This is a genomic window from Pirellulaceae bacterium, assembly GCA_029243025.1.
Taxonomy (GTDB): domain Bacteria; phylum Planctomycetota; class Planctomycetia; order Pirellulales; family Pirellulaceae.
In genome coordinates this window covers 141,625-165,470 of sequence record JAQWSU010000022.1, presented here as the reverse complement: position 1 = coordinate 165,470, position 23,846 = coordinate 141,625, and the positions used below count along the sequence as shown (strand labels likewise).

General features: G+C 51.5%; 9 protein-coding genes. 1 reads left to right on the top strand and 8 read right to left on the bottom strand.

Annotated elements, in window-relative coordinates; translation table 11 throughout:
* Positions 1 to 15: 15 nt before the first annotated feature.
* From P8N76_10585 to P8N76_10570, 4 genes are all read right to left on the bottom strand, one after another.
* A complete protein-coding gene (locus P8N76_10585; protein MDG2382109.1) occupies positions 16 to 1,941 on the bottom strand; it encodes a tetratricopeptide repeat protein in 1,926 nt (641 codons plus the stop codon).
* Between the two features lie 21 nt (positions 1,942 to 1,962).
* Complete coding sequence (locus P8N76_10580; protein MDG2382108.1) at positions 1,963 to 3,918, bottom strand: VCBS repeat-containing protein; 1,956 nt, start codon at positions 3,916 to 3,918, stop codon at positions 1,963 to 1,965.
* Positions 3,919 to 4,422: 504 nt separating this feature from the next.
* Complete coding sequence (locus P8N76_10575) at positions 4,423 to 5,967, bottom strand: LamG domain-containing protein (protein MDG2382107.1); 1,545 nt, start codon at positions 5,965 to 5,967, stop codon at positions 4,423 to 4,425.
* A 250-nt stretch (positions 5,968 to 6,217) separates the two neighbouring features.
* On the bottom strand, positions 6,218 to 7,597 hold the full coding sequence (locus P8N76_10570) for a PEP-CTERM sorting domain-containing protein (protein MDG2382106.1): 1,380 nt from the start codon (positions 7,595 to 7,597) through the stop codon (positions 6,218 to 6,220).
* A gap of 281 nt (positions 7,598 to 7,878) precedes the next feature.
* Here P8N76_10570 and P8N76_10565 point away from each other — a divergent pair, with 281 nt between their 5' ends.
* The gene (locus P8N76_10565) at positions 7,879 to 12,597 is read left to right on the top strand and encodes a lamin tail domain-containing protein (protein ID MDG2382105.1); all 4,719 of its coding nucleotides are present in this window, start codon (positions 7,879 to 7,881) and stop codon (positions 12,595 to 12,597) included.
* A 146-nt stretch (positions 12,598 to 12,743) separates the two neighbouring features.
* Here the strand turns inward: P8N76_10565 and P8N76_10560 are convergent, their stop codons facing one another.
* From P8N76_10560 to P8N76_10545, 4 genes are all read right to left on the bottom strand, one after another.
* Positions 12,744 to 13,058 (bottom strand): alpha/beta hydrolase fold domain-containing protein, encoded by a 315-nt coding sequence (locus P8N76_10560; protein ID MDG2382104.1) that lies wholly within the window; start codon positions 13,056 to 13,058, stop codon positions 12,744 to 12,746.
* Entirely contained in the window at positions 13,045 to 13,260 is a 216-nt protein-coding gene (locus P8N76_10555; GenBank protein ID MDG2382103.1) for a hypothetical protein, read from the bottom strand. Before P8N76_10555 ends, P8N76_10560 begins: the two co-directional genes overlap by 14 nt.
* Before the next feature lie 202 nt (positions 13,261 to 13,462).
* Positions 13,463 to 16,927, bottom strand: a complete 3,465-nt coding sequence (locus P8N76_10550; protein ID MDG2382102.1) for a hypothetical protein — start codon at positions 16,925 to 16,927, stop codon at positions 13,463 to 13,465.
* A gap of 383 nt (positions 16,928 to 17,310) precedes the next feature.
* A complete protein-coding gene (locus P8N76_10545; protein ID MDG2382101.1) occupies positions 17,311 to 23,595 on the bottom strand; it encodes a lamin tail domain-containing protein in 6,285 nt (2,094 codons plus the stop codon).
* Positions 23,596 to 23,846 lie beyond the last annotated feature (251 nt).

Here is a 23,846-nt window from a genome sequence, read left to right as displayed (position 1 = left end):
TCAAGATTATCCGACCTAGCCACGTGGACCAGCATTTAAGAGCTTCAAAGCTCGTTCCAAATAATTGCGAGTGTTCTGGTTATTTGGATCGATTTTCAATGCTTGACGATAACAATCGATCGCTTTTCGAATTTCCCCCAGCCGCCCAAACATGGTTCCCAAATTATTGTAAGGCTCAACATTGTCTGGTTCGAGCTCAATCGCTCGCTGATAGTGTTTTATCGCCCCTACTGCATCTTGTCGACCGGCACACACATTCCCCAGATTAATGTGTGCTTGGGCAAATTCCGGATCGATTTCGACCGCTTGCGCGAAACAGTCTCCTGCCTCCGCAATTTCCCCTTGCATCGCCAAAACAATACCCAGATTATTGTGCGGACCTGCCAATTCCTCATTCAGACTGATCGACTTGCGAAAATGACTTTCAGCCGTTTTTTGATCTGCTTGCCGGGAGTGAATCAAGCCCAAGAGATTGTAAGCGACGGCACTTTCTGGTTTCAGCTTTAGCACATACTGCGCATACTTTTCAGCGTTTGCGATTTGATTTTGGTCGAACAACATCTGGGCCAATGCCTGATAGGGCAAATACCACTGCGGATCCGTTCGGGCGATATCAGCATAATGTTCGATCGCGTTGGGAACATCTCCTGATTCTCTCAGCCAATCTGCGACTCGATACCGAGTCAAGAGATCCGAGCGTTTGGCAACCTCTTGAATTCGAGGATGATCTAAGACCGTGCCAGGCAACTGAGCAGCCTGCTGGCTCGCTTGATGATAATCCTTCGCTGGTCGGCCGACATCTTCTAAGATCTGCTCTACCGTGACAGGCCCCTTGTAGATCGCTGCCAACCTGCCATCCCCATCAATCAGAAAACTCGACGGCAACGGCAGCGGTTTCCGCAGGAAGAAAAACAGATTCTGCATCTGTTGAAAACGCTCCATTTGAGCTTCGTCGATAACTCCCCATTCGTGTGGATAATGGAAGCGTTGAAGGTGTTCCGCCACAGCCGTTCGCGTGGTTGGATCTTCGCCAATCAAGTCAACCGACAGTGAAAGCACTCGCACATTCGCTTTCGCCAGATCGGCGGACCGCTGACTAAATTCATCAAGCTCTTTTTGGCACGGTCCGCACCACGTCGCCCAAAGATTCACGAGAGTAGGAACAGCCGCATCGAACTGCTCTCGCTTAATCTCCCCGCCTGGTGCCGTATAGGAAACCGATGGCATGGGCACACGGGTTTCCATAACGACCCGCGCGATACCTGAAGCAGGCAGGGGTTTCGAGGGCTCTGGTTGGATCCCACTTCCATCGGCAATTCGGTCAACCAATTCAGCCTCACCCTGCCCTTGAATGAGTCGATAACGACGATTCACGTCGAGACCGTGAAATTCCTGCACTTTCCCAGCGGGCCAGCGTACCGAGACGCGTTTAATCGATTCAGTTTTTCCGAGACCGAAATGCAGCCACTTACTCGACTGGGACATAAACCCTTCGCCAGCTCTGAGTGTTTTGTATCGCCGTTTGGACTTCTGTTCGGCTGCGTTCTCATCATCCAGTTCAACGATCACACGGGCGCCGATTGCGTCAGCATTTGTGGTAGCACCATCGCCAACCAGCTGGATGGCCAGGTAATTATTCTCTGACTCCAGGTTGTTGCGCATGAATCGGAGCCGAGGAGCATTTCGGTTAGAGACCCACATATCCTGGTCACCATCCTGATCCCAATCAGTCACAGCGACACAACGGGCGTCGTCAGGAAAATCCAACCCCGACACAGCCGAGATGGCTCCGAATGTCTCGTCACCCACATTGAGATAACAGCAATTTCGTTCTCTTCCGCTAAAGGAACGACCTTCCATAATCATGTGAAACAATTCATTACGAGCCTGCCCCCAGTCGGGATCAGCATGGGATTCTGTATCATTTGCTGAGCGCGACACGACCTGCCGCCAAAAGAAACTTCACAAGTCGCTCTTGTCGGTTTCCGAGGTGATGTAACCATTTGCGACAAAGATATCCTGCCAGCTGTCGTTATTGACGTCGATGAAAATGGAGCTCCAGGACCAACGTCCCATCGTCGCTCCAGATCGCTGACTCACATTCTCAAAACCATCCAACCCTTGATTTGCAAAGAGCGAATTCCCCATTGCAAATCGCCGCCACCGATCCTTGTCCGAGTTTGCCAATTCGCTCATGAAAATCGGCTGTTCCGTCACTCGACTGCCAGCCGAAGAGAACATATTCGCCACATACAAATCCATCTGCCCATCCTGGTTAACATCGCCCCAGGACACCGACATGCTTGCAGCGCGGTCTTCGATCTCGAACTCGTCGGCCACATTCACGAATTTCCCATCTTGATTGACATACAGATTGTTACGACCAAAATCATTGGAAACATAAAGATCTTGATCGCCATCGTTGTCATAGTCTTCCCAGCAAGCGGCCCAACTGAACCGCTCATTGGCCTCTCCAATTCCCGAGATTTCGGTAACGTTCTCGAAGCGCCAGTCATCGTTGGCAATGTCATTTCGGAACAGGCTGTTGCGGCCGGCGTTGTTCGCATCGTGATAAACTCGATTCGCAGCGCCGCCTTGCACGGTGATTCCATTTTGCTCCCCGCCGGCAAACAATGCATCATCATTCGGATAGTCAACACAGACGTACAGATCGAGATCGCCATCCAGATCGTAGTCAGCTGCGGACAACGACGTCGTATCATCATCCGTTGGGAGAACATTGCGAACGACAAACTTGTTGCCTTCGTTGGCCGCAATCACCACTCCTCCCATGACGCCAACGACTAAATCCTGATCACGATCATTGTCGAGATCAACCAACAAGACCCCACGAGATCCCTGCAAGAAATCAACATCCCACGCTGCAGCGACCTCGATTGCTGATCCATCCGGCTGTTGCAAGAACAGTCGATTGGGAAGATTTGCTTCCTGACACAGGTACAGATCGTCTCGTCCATCGTTGTTTACATCACCCACGGCCACACCAGGGGTCCCTAATGGAGCAAAGTAACGCATATCCTGAATTCGTTCTAACCAATGGTTGAGGCCGAAACGCAATTGCGACTCAAGAGATTCATCACCCTTTAAGATCGAAGCAGCACAATCAACAAACATTGGCGACGATGATCGACCTTTCGATGTTTCAACATCCAGAACACGAATCTCGAGTAGTTTCAATGCATCTGAGTTGGGCTGTAATTGCCAACGCGTTTCCCAAATCGCATGTTGCTCGATCGGCTTCTCGTCGGTTCTTCCGCTGAATCCGACAAGCTGTCGTGTTGTCAACTCATTATCTCGCTTCAGCGAGCGCACAATCTTGATCTCAAATCGCTTGTCCGTCATCGGCCCCCAGACGCGACCGGCATCTCGAATCATCGACTCGAAACCGGCTGTACCAGTGTAGTTACTTGACTGGCTAGCCGGATCGCTTTCGGAATTCCAATGCAACACTTCGACAACCTGATCCTCAAAAGTTGTCTCTGAGTTTTCTGGAATGAGAGAAGTTCCAAGAAACGACTTGTGACAAATCCCCTCGGCGGCATCGGCTGAAATCTCTCCAGAAAAAATCCGTGTCACGAGAGCGTAGAGAGCCTTTTTCGCTTCGTCGGCCAAAACCTCACTCGACCAACCATCCTTCGAAGGATCGTCGATTTCTGTCCAGGACACTTCCGTTTGAAGAGGTAGTTGGTCGGCCTTCGCTGCAAGGGATTGAGTTGGCGGCTCCGCTTTGGAGATCGAATCCCCCACCCCAGAATCGGTCTTGCCAATCCCCGGATTTCCAAGCGGTTCGTCACGCTTCCATCGCCCAACAGCGAGGGGAACGACAATCACTCCAACAAGGATCAATCCGCATACCAATAATAATTGATACGATCGGGGTGAGAGCTTCGAACGCATGCTATCTGTTTCACCGAAAATAATGAATCGAGCCTTACTGCTCAATATAGTTGCGATTTTCGCTTGAAAGCCGAGTTGGGAGAAGAAACGGCCGGAATGACCTGCGGAATCCACACATTGCCAAAAAAGACCCCTTAGGCTTCTTCCCAGCTAGGGCCTTTTCCCAACAGGGCCTTCTCTCCGACTTGGGCACAGCTCTCAATTATATGGCAGATCTTCCTGCGGGGCAGAATTTCGCAAAAATCGCGAGTGACTCGGCCGGGCTTGCGACCTACACCGAAAGATCAAGAAATCTATCGTCTGTTTTATCGTTGCCAGACGTCGCGAGTCGTTTTTTGCCGGTCTCAACAGCTCCCCCAGATCGGCACGCGACCATCAACCGCATCATCGGGCCGCCGATCAAGCGAATCGAGTAAGCATTGCACATCTGTGGCCGGAATAAAAAAAAGGCTTAAGGTTTCCCTTAAGCCTTTTGAAATTTCGTTCTAATTTCCGTGCAACGTTTTACTTCTTGCGACGGAACATCAAGAGACTACCGATCGCCATCAGAGCGAGAAGACCCGATGCTGGTTCTGGAACGAACTCAACTCGTTCGCCCTTCCAAGTCACGATCGTGTTCTCGAGATTTGCACCATCAAGAGGAGCACTGATCGTCAAGGCAGCCCAACCGAGGTTGTTGATGCCATCGTCGTTCGGACCAGTTTGGAGCGAAGAAACGTCTTCCAAAGCACCGTTCAAGGTAGTGAGCGGAGCTTGTCCAATCAGCTGACCGTCAACGCGAAGGCTAAGACCGACAACATCATCTTCGGTGAACTTGCCAGTGTCTTGAGCGTTAGGACCGCTCTGCCACTCGTCAAAACCGATCGAGATACCAGTCGTGGTACCTTCTTCAGGAAGGTTGTTAGGTTCGCCACCGATGCCAGCCCAACCGTTGGTGTCTTCGGCGAGAGTGGGATCGCCAGGCTTGACGAAGTTAAAGGAGAAACCGTCAGCGGGACGATCCGTACCACCACCAACTCGCAAGAGAGCGCTGATGTCAACTCGACCGTCAGCAACACTTGCTTCAAGGTTGTCGATGTGATGAGCAGCGTTGGCTCCACCCGTACGACCACCGAAGACAAATTGTCCACCGAGTCCGGAATCAGGAACGATGACTTTACCACGTTGGCCATTAGCTGCATCGGTCACTTTCAAGTAACCACCTGCATAACCACCTTCGGCACGAACTTCGCCGTCACCGTATACAGCAACGCCTTCGTCGCTATCAAAGTCGTAGCAAACATCTGCTGTCGAAGTTGCACAGTAGCTTCCACCCAAAAGGGCAGCGACTTCGGCACCCGAAAGAGCGTGATCATAGGTTCGCACGTCAGACAGCAAGCCCTGCCATTGCTCGGTCGCGTCACCCGCATCGTCACCACCAAACCATAGAGGCATTGGGGCGTCTAAAGCTTGAGTTACGGCTCCGGTCAAGGTTTCAGCACCATCACGATAGTAAGTCAATGACTCACCATCTTTGACAACTGCCTGATGCACCCATTCGCCCGGGACGAGAGCGTCGTCACCAAAGCCAACGTTGTCATTGCCATTGGCGTTCATGTGCCATTCGAAAGCCGTCGGCGTGAACTTGATGAATTGACGAGGATTGTAATCACCTCCACCGGGCTGATATCGATTACCAACGATACCGGAAAATTTCCCGGGGTTCGCTGCAATTTCCGGATCCGTATTCGACCAGAAAGACCATGTGAAGTCATTTTCAAGGGTCATCTGAGGAATGTCGCCAGCTCGAACAAATCCGGTATCGGCGGCAGCCTGTCCACCAAAGCCAATCACCATTCCACGAGTCGCGTCAGAAACCCAAACAGAACCGTCCGCAGGACCGCCTGTTTCCGCGTTATAGATTTGGCCATCTGCACCACCATCGACCAAGTTATTTGCAACGGCTCCTGAACCATCGTTCAAGGGCCAATGCCCAACTAAATCAGCCGATGTCTGCAAAGTCAGACCCAAAGTCAACAAAAGGGATAAAGGAACAATCAAAGTGCGCATCACGATTACCTCACAAATAACGGAAAAACCTAGGGAGCAATGAATGACTCAAAAGAAAAAAGGCACAAGCCGACTGCTTTTGGCAGTTAACTCGCACCTTTTTTTAAATCGATAATTAGCGTTACTCGCAACTAATTAATTTTTTTTGACTGCGGTACCGAATGCAATCCTCGGCACGGAATATGGAAACTATCAATAACGAAATAAATTGCAAACAATTTCCGGTGCTTGATAATCTATTTTTACAAAATCACCCGATTTTTTTTCGTTTGATCATCAGCGAGACCAAACCAATCAAAATCATGGACACCGTTGCGGGCTCTGGAACCACGACAGCAGCCTTCGGGCCTACCTCATAACCGCCGTCTTGAAATGCAGCCACAAGGTCGCCCGAGTTGAACCTCAGGTCACCATTCCAATCGCCTTGATCCCAGGTGGCGGGTTGTTCCAGCTCATAAGTTCCGGCCTGAAAAACGCGCACTAAGTCCGATGAATTGAATTCACCATCCAAATTCGCATCACCAAACCAAGTTTTACGTTGGACAGAGACCCAATTGCCTAGATCAGCGTTATCGACCTTTCCATCCTCGGTGAGGTCAAATTCGGCATTGTTGGTTTGAGCGTTGATTTCTGCGTTCAACAAGTTGACATCCGGCAGGTCCAAAGCACCGCTGCCATCAAAGTCGCCAACAACTCCCGGATCAACGTTGGAATTCAAGAAGAAGTCGTCTATTTCGCCCTGTGTGTAGTCTTCAAGCAAAAGGTCACTCGAGGCAAACAAAAAGCCATCAATCGCACCGTAGGGCTCTCGGGCCGAGATTTGGAAATCGAGTACCTGACCAACCATTTCCTCAGTGACTTCATACTTGACTGCCAAACCAACATCATTCACCCAAAAATCATTTTCATCCATATTGACGGCCTGATTGTTGATGCTCCAGTGAAAGTTTCCGTTCCAAAATTCACTGAACGGGTCGTCATTGGTCTCAACTTCGCCTTTGCTGACAACATTTTTTGACAGGGGCATCCATCCATCTCGACTGCTATTTCCAAGTTCTTCTTCTTCGGTGTCGAATCTCTCACCTTCGAAACCCACCCAATCCATCCGACTATTCATGTTGAATGCCGGCGGAACATAGATGGAATCTTCATTCAAATAGTTTGGCACTGCATCACGGTTGAACATCGTGTAATGCATGTACATGAAGTAGGTGGCGGGAATCTCAAATTGCATCTGCCAAGTGGCAGTATTTGCCCCATCATTGGGTCCCTCGGGCGTCCAGTTATCAAAAAGTGCGCCGCCACCCGATGCATTCGAAGCAGCCGGCAGCACATCCAAGCCGCCACCGATCACATCAAATCCGTTCACATCCAATTCAATAGTTTTCATCGGCGTTTCCTGGTCCACGACGATGAAACGCGCATTTGGATTCCCTATCTCGAGAACGTCGCCGTCGAGATTAATTCTCGTTAAGTCTGCAACGGCCTCGCCTTCAACCCATAGCCAAGCGGTACCATCATCAAGCACATTATTCGTCGATTGCTGTGTCACGACGGCTTCGGCTGCTTGCACACAACAACACAGGGCAAATAACAAAAAGAAAAATCGCTTAAAAGACTGAATCACCATTGTCTCCTCCGAGCACAGACCGCGCACATTTGATACGAAAAGATGAAAAGACCTATCCTCGCAATCTATTGAAGGAACTCGCGCAAGTCAAGAATTATCACGTTCGAACAAATGATCATTTGTTAACTGTGCCTATCACCCATCAATATTGTCCGGAAAAATAATTTGAATGTGCATTCCTGGAATTCAGATGACATACTACGGGACTCGAACGGGGAGGTTGAGTCATTTCGCTTTACCGAGTCGGTGACATTGGTTACTCAATTCGACAAGGAATTCTGATGAACCCATTCGGACGCCGACTTCAGCGAAATAGCATCCGTCGAGCTAAATTCGAGTCTCTCGAGTCACGGCTGCTACTCGCTGGCGATCTAGATCAGGGAACCCAGCCGGTGATCATCAGCGAATTCGTGGCCGATAGCACTTCGACGCTCGCAACGCGAACTCGTTCATCTGACGGATCCGAATTCGCTGGAGAAGCAACATCCCCCGATTGGATCGAGCTTTTCAATAGCTCCGCTCAACGACTCGATCTGGGGGGAATGCATTTAACAGATGAGCTTACGGAGGGCACCAAATGGCAATTTCCTGCTGCAACCTGGGTTGAACCAGGCAATTATTTGGTCGTGTTTGCCTCCGGAAACAACATCACTGACCCAACCATGGATGAAAATGGATTTCTGCACACCAATTTCCGACTCTCCGAAGCGGGCGAATATCTCGCTTTAACCGACCAAACTGGTCAACCCTTGCACACATGGGATGAGTTCCCATTACAGCGCACCGATATTTCGTACGGTCTTCCGATGACCGAGCGTACGCTGCTGCATGCGGGATCGCTTGAGTATTCCATTCCGGTCGATGATGCACTCGATCCAGCCTGGAAACAGGTTGGCTTCGAGCATGCAAGTTTTTCGAAAGGTGAAATGGGCGCACTCGGATTCGACCGCGGCGATGGTGAACCCGAGACAGGTCAAACGATCGGAGCTGAACTGATTGATCGGTCACGTCTTGATTTTTCCCGTGGTTCCATGGTGATCTTTGAAAGCCGCCCCTTCCAGGAATCCGGTCGAGTTGCAGAATGGTCGTTTTATTCTGAAAAAACAAATTCCGTCACCCCGTTGGTCTTCCGGTCGACCGACGAGGGATTTGAAATCACTGGCATTGGAACAACGCGGAACAGTGACGGGTCCGGTGTACAAACATTTCCATTCGAACGAATCGATGGAAGTGATTTGGTGGAATCGGCAGAGTATTTTTTCGGGATCAAAGACGGTGACAACGGAACCGATGTTGCAGGCTCTATCGTCTGGGCCAATAGCGACACGGAATCGGTTCGACGATTCAACGGGCCCCTGTCAGGAAAAATAACCCTGGGAGAAGAATTCACGGGTGGGCGATCTTTTGGGCGTGAGTTTTCGACTCAAGTCACAGCGATCACACGACTGGAAGGGCCAATTCTCACAGAACTGGACACAGCGATGGCCTCCGCATCATCGCTCTATGTCCGATATCCATTTGCTGTTGAAAACAAAGACACCCTCAAGTCGCTCGTGCTTCAAGTTCGTTACGAGGACGGCTTTGTCGCTTACTTGAATGGGGTTGAAATTGCTCGCAGCAATATTTCTGACCCAGCGAATTTCGATTCCATCGCATCATCCAACAGACCGTTAGCCGAGGCCAACAGATTTGAATCGATCAATGTCTCCCAGGCCGTCAGTCACCTTACTGACGGAGACAACGTCCTGGCAATCCATGCTTTCGACGATCGGCAAGTGGGCTCTGACTTTTTGATCGATGCCAAACTGTTGGGACTGGATGTCAATTTAAGCGCAGACTTTGAATACACGTCCGAAGTCACTCCTGGCCAAGCCAATCAATCAGAATTCTATCAAGGCTTCGTCACGGACCCCGCCCTCAGCCATTCACGTGGCATTTACGACCAAACGGTCGAACTCACGTTGAGCTCGGAAGGTTTTCCGGACGCGACGATTTATTACACAACAGACGGAACCGCACCCACCCCCGATAACCCGACCGCCAAAAGATACGAACAAGCGTTCGAGGTTGCGACAACCACCGTATTGCGTACAGCGAGTTATCACGACGACTGGATTAATTCGAACACGAAGTCCCATTCATTTATATTCCCCGAAGATGTCAAAGCTCAAGCAGAAATGCACGCGAGAGTGATTGACGATCCCGTTTGGGGATCGCAAGTGGTCGACTCGCTGACATCGCTTCCAACAATGTCACTGATGACGGCAAAGCCCATCTCCGTCAAAGGCGAAATTTTCACATCTGCCGAGTTAATCCACCCTGATGGATCAACAGGATTTCAGATTGATGCGGGTGTCGAAGTGTTCGGTGGAACAGCCGTCAGCTTTCCCAAACGATCGATGCGTCTCAGCTTCAAAAACATCTATGGACCGACCAAACTCAATTTCGATGTTTTCGCTGATCAGGGAGTCAGCGAATTTAACCAACTGTTGTTGCGTCCCGGTTCGCACGACACGCCTTTCTGGGATGGGACAACGGGTACCGGCAATTATCTACGCAATCGTTGGGTCAACGATCGGCAAATAGAAATGGGACAACCGGCGCCCCGAGGCCAATTCGTACACTTGTATTTAAACGGAGTCTATTGGGGGCAATACCAACTGCTGGAACGTCCGAATGCGGCGTTCATGGCTGCTCACTTTGGGGGTCAACCCGAAGATTACGACGCGATCAATGCAGGCAGGGCAATCGATGGAGATGAGGCAGCCTGGAACACGCTGCTGAATTCGCTGGATAAAGGCTACGAAGAAGTCAAGAAATACCTCGACGTCGAAAACTATGCCGACTATATCTTGCTTGAGTTCTACGGAGGTAACAATATTGACTGGCGGGAGCAAGCCAATTGGATGGCCAGCCGCAAGCGTGAATCCGGAGCCGGCTTTCAGTTCTTCGGTTGGGACAGCGACCTTTTCATGCGCATCGGCGCCGAAATCGACATCGTGAACTTTGGCGGCCCCGGTTTACTCGCCACACGAGCTGGAGGCGTACTTCAGTATCCCGAATTCCTCGAATTGTTGGCCGAAAGAGCTCAGCTGCATTTGTTGGGAGATGGAATCCTGACAGATAAAAATGTCCGAGCCAGTATCGATGAACTAGCGGCAACCATGCGTCCTGCGATCGTTGCTGAAACAGCCCGTTGGGGATCGGGCCGATATACACCGGATACTTGGGAAGCCGCCGTCGCTTGGATGAGAGACACCTACGTACCAGCAGACGGCCCCAGCCGAGCTGACACTGTCATTGAGCAGCTGCGACATGCTGATTTGTTTCCGCTCTCAGATCGTCCGGCCTTCCGCGTGGATGGTCAGCTGATGGCTCAGGATTTTATCGCGGCCGACAGCCAACTCAAGATGGCTGCTGAAAATGGCGACATCTATTTCACACTCGATGGGAGTGACCCGCAGAAGAAAGCAGCAACCGTCGAACGAGTTGCTTTGTTCCCCGTAGCGACTGAGGTACGAGCCCACATACCAGCCAACGATGCTTTGAATCTTAATTGGATCACCAATGATTTTAACGATTCGGATTGGATCCCTGGAAAAACGGGAGTCGGATTTGACACGACCGGAGAATTAACACCGCTCATCGACCTTGATATCGCAGAACCCATGAAAGGGATCAACGCCACCGCGTACCTGCGAATCCCGTTTCAGATCGAAAACCCCGCAGCGTTCGAAACACTCACCTTATCACTCAAATATGACGATGGCTTCGTTGCCTATTTGAACGGAACAGAAATTGCTCGAAGGAACGCGCCAACCAACCCGATCTGGAATTCACGTTCGACTCATGTGCGAGAAAACATCGAAGCGATCGAATTCGAAACATTCAACCTCAATCGTGAAATCGAGCTGCTTCAAACAGGAAGCAACGTCCTCGCAATCCAAGCCTTGAATTTCAATGCCACCAATGTCGACTTACTGATGATCCCCAAGCTTGAGGCAGGTACGATCTCGGCACGGGGCCTCTCCCCAAGTGCCCAAAAATACACGGGTCCCATTCAAGTTCCTAAAAACGCAGTTATCAGCGCCCGAACTCTCTGGACTGATCAATGGAGCACGCTGCGAACGGCCACCTCAACCCCTAATCCATCCCCACTAAGAATCTCGGAAGTCATGTATCACCCAGCCGATCCCACGGCCGAGGAGATCGCTGCTGGATTCACCGATGCAGATGAGTTCGAATTCATCGAACTCGTCAACATCTCAGCAGACACAATCGACTTAACCGGCGCTGATCTAAGGCAATCCAACGTCGGAGGCCAACGCCAAGGTATTGAGTTCGCGTTCGGATCAGGATTGGTGAAAACACTCGAGCCGAATGCTCACGTGTTGGTCGTCGAAAACAGCAGCGCCTTCCAATCGCGTTATGGCAATCAACTGCCGGTCGCAGGGCAGTGGACAGGCGGACTGAGTAACCGTTCAGAACAGATCACTCTATCGGTCAACAATCAAACCCTGCAACAGTTCAGCTATCACGATGACTGGTACCCTGAAACAGACGGGAACGGATCATCGCTAGAAGTCATCAACCCCTACAGCGAAGAGTTCGACGCATGGAATGATGCCAGTAGATGGCAAGCCAGTTCAACGGGTGGATCGCCGGGCCAATCGACAGCCCAACTCGTCCCGGGCGATTCAAATCGCGACGGCCGATTCGATTCCCAAGATCTCGTGATCGTTTTTCAAGCAGGTGAGTACGAAGACGAAACCCCCAACAATTCGAGTTGGGAAGACGGCGACTGGAACAATGACGGAGATTTCAATACCACTGATTTGGTATTCGCCTTCCAGGCAGGCAGCTATTCTCGCGACGCCACCCCGCTAGTCTTCGACCATCAATTATTGCTCGACATCGCCAGTGCCATGTCGGCAAAAACCAGTCAAGACGATCCGGTTGATAAGTTCAATAAGAAACGTCGCTTATTCGAAGTTGATTGAGTCGTGCCTGTCACGTGCTCGAGTAACAGTCGCGGCATTCCTTTCGTGCACAACAGCGAACCCGGCCGATTACTGGGAACGCAGAGCTGCAAAACCATCCTGACGAAACATTACGGTTTGATCGATAGCAGCTTTGTTTCCTGACATCAGTAGATCAACTGGGTTGCGAGCAGCGCGCCAGCAGAGATCCCGGAAACACCGATACCTGCTGGCGATGGGTGGTTCGTCAGCAACCAGCGATAGGCCGCTTCCCCATCATCAAGAGCAGCTGGAAATCGGTCTTCCGGACAAAGACGATAGTCGACGCCCAAGAGAGAAATCCCCGACTGTCGGACGAGGCTTGCGACAAGGTGAAGATGATCTTCCGTCGAGCCCATGGTGTAGCCGCCGCCATGAAAAAACAGTAGCACTCCGCCACTGCGTCCCGTCGGTGGATCAACCCAGGTGTCAAGGAGTCTCATTGACCGACTCGACAGTTACTTCTTGGACAACATCATCTTGGTGGTCGCGATACAAGTCCGAAAACGAGTCAGCAACTTCGTTCAGATCAGGAGAGGCCAGCTTCACTCGTTCCTGAAACAATGCTCTTAGCTCGGCCGCTGTAAGATTCAGATCTCCACCGTTTCTACGATCATCAAGGCAAACACCAGTCTGTACTTCCACAGGTGCATCAAAAAGCCCGGCGTAGAAAAGGATCAACGTTTGGTGCCGATATCAATCGCCTTCCATGCGACATCGACAGAGAAATCAGCCCCGACATGAATGCTACAGACTTCAAGCGTCATGACGGGATTCACGTCCGTAACAGCCTCCATGACCGTCCGACTTGGGCATCTGCTACCCAACAGTCTCGCGTGACTTGAGTCTACACGGTCCAATCCAGCTCGAGCTCATCGGCAGAGTCGGCCAGCCAGGGCGCCGGATCATCCTCGCTCTGATCGAATAACTGATCCACAACCGCGAGCTCTTCCAAGGCGGTCGGAGCCCATGGATCGGCCAACCGAATCGTTCCGTCATCGGCGAGTTCATCAGCTTGCTGCAGGGAGGGTTCGGACAGCAAAGACTCGGGCGTCGGCAGGCTGAGCGCACCGTCAACTGCTGCAGGAGTAGCTGGCGAAACATAGCTGCCACTCAAGAAGGCGGCAACTAAATCTGAGCTATCGAACTCGCCATCGCAGGTCCAGTCACCTTCGGCCCAACCTGAATTCCCACTCACACCATCGTCGTATTCACCGGCGACAAAGATCTGAACCAGATCACTCGAATCAAACTGTCCATCCAAATTGGCGTCACCAAAGTCGCTCCCGATCAGATCGCGAACCAAGTAGACAAAGTCTTTATTGTCGATGGAATCATCGTTATTCAGATCGGCAACGTTCGCGTTAGCGTTGATCAGCGGACAGATCGCATCGATGTCATCCGCATCCAGCTTTCCATCTCGGGTAAGATCACCCGTGGGATAGATTGCCACCTGCATCGTTCGACTAAATCGAGCATTATCAGCCGACGTGCTGAGATCGCCATCAAGTCCACCATCTTCCACCGTGACCGTAATCGTGGCCGTGCCACTTTCTGCGCCAATCGGCGTTATTAAAAAAGTGCCTGTCGTGTTGTCGGACGTATAACCAACGGTTGGATGGGCAACTAGGTTTACAGCGTTACTAAGCGCAGTAACTCTAAGCGGTTGAGACTCGCCGGGTCCTGCAGTGATACCTGCCAAGTCCATAACCTGTGGTCCGCTCCCCACATTCAACCCCAAGTCCGCCAGTACATCGAGCGTCGGAGCATCATTGATTGGATTAACGAAAACCTCAAAACTACGACTGAAGACGGCGTTGTCAGCCGAAGTATCCAGATCTCCATCAAGTCCACTATCTTCCACCGACACGGTAATAATTGCGGTACCGCTCTGATCAGCAACCGGTGAGAAAATCAAACGACCCGTGGAATTACCTGATGTGTAACTCACGAACGGATCGGAAATCAATCCTTCATTGTCACTCGCAGCCGTCACTTTGATCGACTGCGATTCGCCAGCACCCGCGGTGACGCCAGAGAAGTTGATCATCTGTTCAATCGCATCCTCTGCAATCGCCAAGTTATCAATTGCATCAAGTGTCGGCTGCTTGTTTCTCACCTTAACAGTCACTTCTAATTCGATACTGGAGCTGTCGTTATCGTTGATCGTATCCAAATCCCCATCCAGCCCGCCGTCCTCAACCGTAACGGTAATCGTCGCCATGCCGCCCTGGTTACCAACCGGATTCAAAATGAGACTGCCGGTCGAGTCGTCGGAAGTGTAGTTGACATTCGGATGATCAATCAACGAAATGTCGCTACTCGTTGCGGTAACTCGCAGTGGTTGTGATTCATCGCCTCCTGCGGTAATACCGACCAATTCAACAGTTCGTTCAGGGGTATCTTCGTCGATAACCAACTTGCCAGATTCAGTAAACGCTAATGGGACATTCCAAACTTTTTCGCCACCACCCCACGGCGAACTCGCCCCGGCAGTGTGCCAAAGAAGATGGTGGCCCGATTGTGCATTCAGATTATCACCGGCATCGTTGTCATCAACAGCTGCGTTGATCAGCACGAAGTCACCGGTTGTGACGGGAACCCGATCACCGTCTCCGCCCGCAGTGTCCAACGAAGCCAGCGGAATCTCAAACTCAATCACATAGCCGGATCCATCTTCACGCACCAAACCGGCACTGTAAAACTCACCCGCTTCTGGACCGATCGTTGAAACGGCTGAAATCCCCGCTGATGAACCACGATTGTTGAGCCCCAAATCCGTCCCACCTTCAAAAGCATCAACATACAACTGCATCTTGCCTGGCCCCCAAGCATCGCCAGAATCAAGATCAGCGTTAATAAACAACTCGACACCATCGTTTTTGACGGAGGAACCCGGGTCCAAATCTAAAAAGTCGTCCGTCACGTCAAAGGCAATAAAAAGAGATTCATTCGTGTGCGCAAAATGAACCCTACTCGTCAGATCAGCATCTCCATCATTTAGGTTATCGAGTCCAGGCCACGAATGACCAGGATTTTCATTCTCTGCGTAGGTAAAGAAACACTGATTGGCATATTCGCCATCGGCAATCAAACCGTCGGCAATGGGACTCTCATCCATCCGAGGAGCTGCGATGGCAAATCCAGGATCTTCTAACAAACCAACAGCATCCACATCGAAGGCGGTTGGATCCAGCGAAATCGAACATGAGTCCTCGGAAACCGGAGTCTCCATGGTCAAACCGGCCACCGTCAGGGTTGGCGGATCATTCCCTGGAATGACGGTGACATTGAAACTACGACTCACCGCTGCATTGTCATCGGTCGTACTTAGATCTCCATCCAGTCCACCGTCCTCGACAACCACTTGAATCGTCGCCGTACCGTTTTTGTCTGGAACAGTTGTTATGGACAAACTGCCGGTCGAGTCCCCTGATCGATAACTAATCGTTGGATGATTAACCAAATTGAGATCATTACTCGTCGCAGTAACTCGTAGCGGCTGTGCATCATCTCCGCCAGCAGTGATACCAGAAAGATCCACAATCTGATCGACCGTCCCTTCGTCGATATTCAAGGTGTCGATAGCATCCAGGGTTGGCGGAGCATTGACCACTAAAGGTGGATTGATAGTCACATCAAAGCTACGACTGAACCTGGCATTATCAGCTGAGGTATTCAATTCCAGATCAGGACCACCGTCTTCCACCATCACCGTAATCGTAGCCACGCCGTGTTGCCCAGCCAGAGGCGAAAACGCAAGACGACCCGTCTGATCATTGGAAAGATAGGTTATGAACGGATCAGAAATCAGGCTCGTATTATCACTTATTGCTGTAATGCTCAAAGGCTGTGGTCCATCATCACCCGCCGTGATCCCAGACAGATTAACGATAACTGCTTCATCGTTGTTACCAGCGCTGATCAAGACAAAGTTCGGATGTGCCCCATCGACGAAAGTACCATCAAAATCCAAGTCTTGCTCAAGAGCCGTTTGTCCGTAGTTGACCTGAGCCACTTCTCCGAAGCTTAGGTCTCCAAAGCCCTCCGTGGAGAGTTTGAAGATTTTATCGTCGCGATCCACATCAAAGGGAGAGTCACGATTGAGTGCTGGACTGCCGGTAAAGATTCGATTTCCAGACCTCATCTCAAATGTTGTGAGCGGCTGGGAAGTATTTACCGAGATTTCCCCTGTTTGCGGATCGTATAAAACAATTGCTTCTCCCAACGCCGGCTCGTGCCACTCGCGCACGTCTTGGTCAACGGCAAAATCGCTGATGGGATCAAGCGTCGGATCGGTCGCAGCCAACATCCGCCGCTCTTCCAAAACCTCGTTCCTTAAACGAGGATTCCTTCGAGGAGGATACGGTCTATTTTTTCGACAACAAGAGAAACGTTTTCTTGAATTACGCGACATCTTCCCCGACCGCTCCTATCTTCCAGAAAGCTCCCAAAAGTCAACTCGCCAAGGTGCATAGACGTAGTCAGCGCATGCAAACCCCTTTGATACTGGAGCGACACTTGACAAGCAACTAGATTCATCCCCTGTTCGTGCGATTGCACAGCCTTGATTATTCCGATCGACAGAATTTTGTCACGCGGATTGGGGGGGATTTATCAAGAGCCACGCATTTCACAAACTTTTTTGCCACTAGATTGCGCAAAACAGCCGACAAAAATCCGGAATAGCTAGAACTACACGTTCCAATCCAGTTCGAGCTCATCGACGGATTCGGTCAGCCAGGGTGCCGGATCATCTTCGCTCTGATCGAATAACTGATCCACAACCGCGAGCTCTTCCAAGGCGGTCGGAGCCCATGGATCGGCCATCCGAATCGTTCCGTCACCGGCGAGTTCATCAGCTTGCTGCAGGGAGGGTTCGGACAGCAAAGACTCGGGAGTTGGTAGCCTGACCGCACCGTCAACTGCTGCAGGTGTGGCGGCTGCGCTATAACTGCCAGCCTGGAAAGCAACAATCAGATCGGTGCTGGTGAAATCACCATCACAATTCCAGTCACCCTCGGCCCAGCCAGAATTTCCAACAACGGCATCTTCGTATTCACCCGCACTAAAAATCGCCACCAGATCACTTGAGTTAAAGCGTCCATCCAAGTTAGCGTCACCGAAATCACTGCCCAGCAAATCTCGGACTAAGAAAGTCAGATCTGCATTATTCGTGGCACCATCCCCATTTAAATCGGCGGTCGTGTCGTTGGCCTGCAATAACGGACAAAGTGCATCGATGTCGTCCGCCGACAAACGTCCATCCCCATTTAGATCACCGGTTAAGTCCGTCAGCATGATACGACCTGGGTCCGGTGCCGCCGCGATCCAACTGGCACGAAAATCTCCGTAAGCGGCCGGATTGATTCGTTGCAACGAAGCGCCCAGCCCATCGGCTGAGATCGGCCATGGCGATTGATCGTCGTACTTAACTTGATCCACAAGCACATATCCAAGCCCTAACTGGGCTGGATCTTCGGGCCGTTCCAATCGCAATCGTTCGCCACCGTTGTCTTGTACGCCATCGTACGGCCCGACCAATCGCGTCCCATTGGGCACACTGAACACTTGCTGGAAGGCGGTTGCCTTCGCTACGTCCGCAGCCGGATCGAAGGGTACCACCACGAGTCCGGATCCTGCCGGCAACACGGTGCCTTGCGGAAGTTCAAATTCAACCGCACCATTCACTCGCCAATGGCTAACATCCATTGGCGTCATCGAGGGATTCCAAAGCTCGACAAATTCACGATCCGTTGCATCCAGCCCGCCCTGCTCTCCGGCTGGCGGATGATAATTCAATTCCGAAATCATGATCTCTGGCAGTCGGGGACTGCTGTTTTCTTGGCCCATGGTCAGACTGTCCATCGGAAACAGCGCCCCGCTTCCATTCGGCCAACGGCCGATCGATACGCCGTTTTGCGTCGCACCAAATTTGACGTGATCCATAAATCGTAATGGTCTTCCATTCGCATCTGCCGCAATCAGCCAGGCGTCATCATTCTGCTCCCCTTTGAAGCCAAAGCCCAAAGTCTCTTCATTGAGCACGAGATAACCTTGCGGCGGAATTAAAACACCGCTGTCGATGGAATGACGAAAATAGTTTTGCCCCGTGTCACTGACATACCAATGGCTAACGTCAATGGGTGCGTTCGATGCGTTATGCAATTCGATCTGGTCGACTTGCGGCAAATCGGTGTGAGTCAACAGTTCATTAATGACAAGCTCATCGGCCGGCCCTGCCGAACCTGTCGCAGGAGATCCTCCCCACTCACTACTTGCGCGCCAATTGTCAGGATCCTGCAGATCTGCAAAGGCAGAGATCAATTCCAGACTACTGCCACCGCCGTCGGCGCGGCCGGGCCAAGGCCCTGAATCGTTGTATTCCAGGTGTTGCAGTGGAATGCCGTTGTAATCGAGCAGCGTCAACAATTCACCCCCGTCGTTTAGTTGCCCTCCGTATTCGCCGGAACGGCTATCGACGCCCGATCGTCCCGTGGCAATCCGTGGCCCGGCTCCGAATCGAGAACGAAACGCATCGACATTGTTAACGACCACCACACGTTCGCCGGGAGCGACCAATTGTGAATCGAACTCATAGCGAATCCCTTCACGTCCGCCACCGATCACAGTATCGACAAAACTTGTTCCACCAAGATCAAGAGTACGAGTGGAAACATTGGTGATTTCAACGAACTCAAACTGGTCGGGGTCAACATTCGCTTCGCCCTGATCCAACATGGCAGAATATGGATTGTAATTAATTTCAGAGATCACGAGATCTCCGGCAGTCGGTGCTCCCACTCGGAAAGTTGCCGACGTCAACGCACTCCAACTGTCTCCGTCCAGGATCCGAGCCATCAGCTGAGTTGTCTGTTGCAATTCGATCGCGCCCGAATAAACCTGGGCAGTCGCTGCAAGCCCACCGCCAACCTCGCGAGGATCGGTTCCATCGACTGTAAAGTAGACCGTGCCTTTACGATCGGGATTCCGCAGCGTTGCCTCGAACCCAGCCTGAATGGCACCGCCATGCTGATTGAATTCCGGAGCGTCCAAGGACGGGTAGATATTCGCTGAACGCAACTGGTTCAGCACCGTTGTAGATCGCGTCGGAAAATAAGTCTGCAACAAGCCACCGCCGTCGCCGTTGTATCTCAACCAATCGGTTCGCGTATGGGCCCGAAGACTTCGGTTGTCACCCCAACGAGCCGACTCGCCCACAATCGCGCGATCAATCTCATCCATTCGATCCCGCCAAAGCTGCGAACTGCTGTCTCTGGTAAGAACTCCGTCATTGAAGAAGTGCTGGTGAATCGCATCGGCCATGCGCATTCGATACTCGTAATTGCCGTCCAGCATGCCGTGCAAGCCGTCGGGACTTTCACCCACGTCATTATGAGAATCCGTTACGTGCTCGGCATCCCAACTGTGAAACATCCAGGGACCGTCGGCGTGGGCCGTCGCGTACCAATTCTTGTGCGGCCAGTCATGATTGCCCGTGAACCAGTTGGCAAGCAAATAGGTAATAAAGTTGTCGACATCGAGCCGTTCCTGCAAGGTCTCCCATTTACCGAGATCATCAGAATCGTTCTGCACACTTCTGGCAGCAGACTCCATGGCGTTGTACGAACTGCGCGCACTTTGTCCATTTCCATTGCTGATAACATTGTTTCCGCTGTGCTTAACCGCGTGGTATTCCTCTTTTTCACCACCAAACAATTGCGAGGACCAAGCGTGATCGGGGCGGTCATGCACGTAATACATGCCCCAATACAAACCATTCAGATAAACGTGCATGTAGCGTCCATACGGTGAGTACCCACCCATCTCATTATGAAGGTCAGCAACGTACTGATCTTGAATGTATTGAGGCTTATTGTGTTGACCACTGTGCAACCAGGAGTGATTCAAGACTCCATCTAAGGTAATGTTGTCGTACCGATCGATCGGCGAATCCTGGTACAGCGAATGGTTGAGTTTGGTTGGACCAAACGGCTGTTGAAACTTGACCCGCATCGACAATTTATAGTCCTTCCACCGATTCGTACTCGAACCGCCCTGCATCTGCACCGATCCATCAATCTGGAATTCCTCACTACCATCAGCGGTAATTAGTTCGAACGAAGCCGCACGGGGACTGCCTGAGCCAGATAGATAGATTTGATTGGAGCCGAACAAGTCTTTCGTATCCATTACCACCGACAACGTCGCAACCGACTTCAAGTCCTCGGCATGTAGTCGATCCGATTCCTTGGCATGATTCACAATGTCGGGGTCGACTTGATAGTCACCCTTCACGGAACCCCATCTCAACGGAAAACCTTCCGGCGTGGTTTGTTGACCGTTATTCGGGTCGGTCGCCTGTTCCAGCACATCTTCAGGGAAGATGTAGGTGTGAGTATCAACATTCGTTGATTCAAATCCTGTCTTGTAAGCGAACGCCCGTAATGTGGTGGTGGTTGAAATCGAAACTCTTGCGACGGCAAGTGTCTCAGCGTTGGCAGCAGCCACACGCGTACCATGTGTTTTCGTTGGCGAAGTACCGTCCAAGGTGTACACCAATGTGACACCCGGGGTGTCTGAGCGAATCTCAACTTCGAAGGGTTCATCATAAAACCCACGGTCGTGGCTAAAGCGGGTGTCATCGACGAAGTTGATCGAATCCGCTGTATTCGCGCTGCCCGGTGATGACGCTGCAAAATAATGAGGCTGCCCATCCTGATCGATGCCGTAAGAAACATCCGTTGCCTGCTGCGGATAGGTTGGTGAATAAGAATGCACAACGCCGTCCGACGACGTCACCGCCAGAAATTCACCGCCGCTCGACAAACGAAAATTTGTGTGCAGATAACCGCGCTCATCACGAGACGTGTCACGAACATTTTCGCCCGAGGCAAAAACGACTAGATATCCCCCGGCGGGAATCGACACGCCATCGGGGAATTGCCATTTCTGCAACTGTTGAGTATCGTCGGTTAAATACAAACCGTCCAACGGTACCGGCGTATCCTGAGGATTACTCAATTCAATCCAGTCGGGATAGATTCTTTCACCAAACGCCCCTCCCGCGGCTGAACGCACGCGCGTATTGAGCGAACGATCATTCATCGCAAGAAACTCGCTGATCAGCAACTTTGGGGCTGCGGTCGTCGTGACAACCTGGCTCTCCGCGGCCCAACTTATGCCGGCGGCATTCGTCGCACGAGCTCGGAAGAAATATTGTGTTTCGGCTTGTAGATTGCGAAGCTTGGTGGAAAAGGCCGAGAACTCAATTCCTACCTCTGCGACTTGATCCCACGCTTCTTCATTCGCACCACCGTCGGTAGTTCCATAGAAAAACTCGACGAATGGCGCGTCGTTCCCGCGATCCGCAACTTGCCCGACAAGTTCCACGGAAGCGGAAGAGACCGCGTTGACAGGCCCATGCTCAACAATCGGCAGGGTAACTTTGAGCGTCCTGAACGATCGCCCCGCATTTGTCCAAACTGTGCCGCCAGAATTTGTTGCCCGAGCGCGATAAAAATAGGTGGTGTCGTCATCAAGCCCCGTCAGTGTGGAAGAAAAACCACCGTTCACAAACCCCTGATCCGCTGCCTGCTCCCAACCATCCGCCTGTGTACCCTGATCCGATTTGCCCCAGAAAAGCGTAATCTGAGGAATTTCATTCCCTGTTTCGAGCACCTGACCTGAGATTACCGTTTCGAATGAATCGACATCCAATGCCACGATCGGCCCCAAACTTGGAGCCAGTACATCAAGTGTTCGCAAGGAAGCAGAGTCCGTCGCCCAACCACTTCCACCCGAATTCGTGGCCTGTGCTCGATAAAAGTAGTTCGTTCCGGATGCAAGATCCGTAATCGAAAGATCGAACTCGCCCGCCTGAGCCCCGAGCGAGACACGATTGGCCCACTGCCCAGCATCTTGACCACCGTCAGTCGGCCCCCAATACACTGTCACCGTAGGAGTCTCATTGCCGGAATCAATCAGTTGCCCTCGCAACGTCGCAGCGGAAGCGAGCACATCTTGAGCCGGCAAATTTTTGACGGCAGGCGCGTTGACCGTCAATGTCCGAAACGACTCACTGGCGGTCGTCCAGACGGTTCCAGCACCATTGGTCGCCGCACTGCGATAGTGATAAGTTGTATCAGAGCTCAAGCCAGACGCGACAAACGAATAGCCCGCGCCCTGCTCGCCAAGATCGACAACATTTTCCCAAGAGGCTGCCGATACACCACCGTCCGACCGCCCATAATAAAGGTTGATTTGCGGTTCGTCATTTCCAGTATCGGTCACCAATCCGCCCATCGACGCCTCATGGGCTGTCACCGAACTGGCGGCCGTGTTGGTTACTGCTGGCAACGTGGCAGTCAAATCATCACGGTGGGTGATTTCAAGAAACGCAATTTTGTGGTTCGACCCTCCGCGTGAGGTATCCGGCGTTAAGCGCAAGAGTCCGTTCGTGACTTGAAAGGCTTCGACTTGATATTCGTCCCAATTATCCGGTCCATCCGGATCATCTAAGCGCACTTGATTGTCGCCACTGACCACATAAAGATCGTTTACCTGATCCGTGTGACTTGGATCACCTGCCATGATCAGAATGTCGTAAAAACCATCTTCAAGCGCGATTTGCCAACTGTGGTTGTCACCTTTGATAAAGTGATTCAACGTGTCGTATCGCTCGTCCGTCGCATCGCGATTACCACGATTACGCGTCTGTGATTGGCGATCCGGTCTCAAAGAACTGTTTAACCAACCATAAACTTGTCCGCCACCTCGGTTGCCGTAGGAACTGCCCGCATCAGCCCAATAGCCAGTCAGCTCAGGATAGCTCCCTGGATCGATGTTGGTATCGGTTTGAAAATTGATCTTGATCGGATCGGCATGCAGCAAAACTCGGCTCTCGAGTGCCTCCAAAGACACCTGGTGAAATGATCGTTTCCGATTTGCCCACCGCTGTCGACGCCTAGCATACCGCATAACAACTCCTCGAATATCCACGTTTCGCGCTGTCAGCTGACAATCGAAATCCACCGCATCAGCGTGAATCCCGCATCCGAACTGACACACCGAACTGACACACCGAACAACCCGCGACTAAAAGCAAGTAAAGACAAATATCAAAGGACGTTCCCGCGCAAGCGACCGCAAAGCGGTTCGCCTCGCCAAATAAGACCCAACAAAATAAAGCGGATCATAATTTCTTTACAGTAACCCAAAATGGAAAAGCT

Excerpts from the sequence above, each read along its gene's own strand:
- P8N76_10580 (MDG2382108.1), bottom strand. The coding sequence starts at position 3,918 with ATGCGTTCGAAGCTCTCACCCCGATCGTATCAATTATTATTGGTATGC.
- P8N76_10575 (MDG2382107.1), bottom strand. The coding sequence starts at position 5,967 with ATGCGCACTTTGATTGTTCCTTTATCCCTTTTGTTGACTTTGGGTCTG.
- P8N76_10570 (MDG2382106.1), bottom strand. The coding sequence starts at position 7,597 with ATGGTGATTCAGTCTTTTAAGCGATTTTTCTTTTTGTTATTTGCCCTG.
- P8N76_10565 (MDG2382105.1), top strand. The coding sequence starts at position 7,879 with ATGAACCCATTCGGACGCCGACTTCAGCGAAATAGCATCCGTCGAGCT.
- P8N76_10560 (MDG2382104.1), bottom strand. The coding sequence starts at position 13,058 with ATGAGACTCCTTGACACCTGGGTTGATCCACCGACGGGACGCAGTGGC.
- P8N76_10550 (MDG2382102.1), bottom strand. The coding sequence starts at position 16,927 with ATGTTGGCTGCGACCGATCCGACGCTTGATCCCATCAGCGATTTTGCC.
- P8N76_10545 (MDG2382101.1), bottom strand. The coding sequence starts at position 23,595 with ATGCGGTATGCTAGGCGTCGACAGCGGTGGGCAAATCGGAAACGATCA.